This window comes from Burkholderia arboris, assembly GCF_902499125.1.
GTDB lineage: Bacteria > Pseudomonadota > Gammaproteobacteria > Burkholderiales > Burkholderiaceae > Burkholderia > Burkholderia arboris.
The window spans coordinates 1-2,338 of the sequence record NZ_CABVPX010000072.1 but is presented as its reverse complement, the minus strand read 5'-3'; the positions used below and the strand labels follow the sequence as shown (position 1 = coordinate 2,338).

The 2,338-nt window shown below is 62.4% G+C and carries 1 protein-coding gene; it reads left to right on the top strand.

Annotated features, from left to right (window positions below):
- The coding region (locus BLA15945_RS38125; RefSeq protein WP_455578881.1) for a YadA family autotransporter adhesin at positions 1-2,338 on the top strand (2,338 nt) is incomplete at both ends.

The window sequence follows — 2,338 nt, the reverse complement described above, 5'->3', positions numbered from 1 at the left end:
TGTCGACGACCGACAGTACGGTGACGTCCCTGTCGACGTCCACGTCGACGGGTCTGAGCACGACGAATAGTTCGGTGACGTCGCTGTCGACGTCGACAGCGACGGGCTTCAACTCATTGTCTACTTCGACCTCGACGGCGATCGAAGCGGCGAAGACGCACTACTACAGCGTGAACGACAACGGCACCCAGCAAGGCAACTACAACAACAACGGGGCCACGGGCATTAACGCACTGGCGGCCGGTACCAATGCAACCGCGGCGGGTGCGAGCTCGGTGGCAGTTGGTGACGGTGCGAACGCGAGCGCGAACGGGACGGTTGCGATCGGCCAGCAGGCCACGGCGAAGAACGCCGGAGATGTTGCCCTGGGCTCCAACTCCGTGACGGCTGCAGCGAGTCCGACGGCGACGGGCACGATCGGTGGAGTGACGTACAACTACGCGGGCACGAAGCCGTCGAGCGTGGTGAGCGTGGGTGCGCCTGGCGCGGAGCGCCAGATCACGAACGTGGCGGCGGGCCGGGTAATGGCAACGAGCACGGATGCGATCAATGGCTCGCAGCTGTATGCGACGAACACCGCGATCGACAGCCTGTCGACGTCCACATCGACGGGCCTGAGCACGGCGACCAGCTCGATCACGTCGCTGTCGACCTCGACGTCGTCCAGTGTCAACTCGTTGTCGACGTCGACGTCGACGGGCCTGAGCACGGCGACTAGTTCGATCACATCGCTGTCGACGTCGACGTCGTCCAGCGTCAACTCGCTGTCGACGGGTCTGAGCACGGCGACCAGTTCGATTACGTCGTTGTCGACGTCGACGTCGTCCAGCGTGAACTCGCTGTCGACCGGCCTGAGCACGACGAATAGTTCGGTGACGTCGCTGTCGACGTCGACATCGACGGGCTTCAACTCGTTGTCTACTTCGACCTCGACGGCGATCGAAGCGGCGAAGACGCACTACTACAGCGTGAACGACAACGGCACGCAACAGGGCAACTACAACAACAACGGCGCCACGGGCATTAACGCACTGGCGGCCGGTACCAATGCAACTGCGGCGGGTGCGAGCTCGGTGGCAGTTGGTGACGGTGCGAACGCGAGCGCGAACGGGACGGTTGCGATCGGCCAGCAGACCACGGCGAAGAACGCCGGGGATGTCGCCCTGGGCTCCAACTCCGTAACGGCGGCAGCGAATCCGACGGCGACGGGCACGATCGGTGGGGTGACGTACAACTACGCGGGTACGACGCCGTCGAGCGTGGTGAGCGTGGGCGCGCCCGGCGCGGAGCGCCAGGTCACGAACGTGGCGGCGGGCCGGGTAATGGCAACGAGCACGGATGCGATCAATGGCTCGCAGCTGTATGCGACGAACACCGCGATCGACAGCCTGTCGACGTCCACATCGACAGGCCTGAGCACGGCGACCAGTTCGATTACGTCGCTGTCGACCTCGACGTCGTCCAGTGTCAACTCGTTGTCGACGGGCCTGTCGACGACCGACAGTACGGTAACGTCTTTGTCAACGTCGACATCGACGGCGATCAACGCAGCGAAGGCGCATTACTACAGCGTGAACGACAATGGCACGCAACAGGGCAACTACAACAACAACGGTGCTACCGGCATCAACGCACTGGCGGCAGGTACCAATGCAACGGCGGCAGGCGTAAGCTCTGTGTCGGTCGGTGACGGCGCGAGCGCGAAGTCGCTCGGTGCGGTCGCGATCGGCAACCATGCTAACGTGACTGGACTTCGCAGCGTAGCGTTGGGGGATAGCGCTACCGCAGCAGAAGACTACAGTGTCGCGATTGGGAATTTGGCCACCACGCAAGGAATGAACGGTGTAGGAACCGCACCTTCTGCGGTGGCTGTTGGTCATCAAGCGGTTGCAAATGCCGATAGTGCGACGGCTTTGGGTTCTGGAGCATGGGCCAAGGGCGTCGGATCGTCAGCCTTGGGAAATGATGCTCGGACCTTTGGAAATGGCTCGATTGCGGTTGGTGGCGGAAATGGAAAGCATACGCAGATTACCGATGCGTATGGCACCAATTCGGTAGCGATTGGTGCGGCATCGACGGCTGGTTCATCGTCTGATCCGACTTTGGTTAACGACATTGCAATCGGAGGTGGCGCACAGGCAATTGGCGGCAATTCGATCGCACAAGGTTCGAATGCGTTGGCCAATTCCGCTGGCGCGGTCGCAATTGGTCAGACGGCAACGGCGACGGGCGGTAAGGCGGTGTCGATCGGTGTGGCCAACACTGCGAGCGGCAATGGTGCAGTTGCGATCGGTGATCCTAGTGTCGCGACCGGGACGGGCGCGGTTGCATTGGGAGC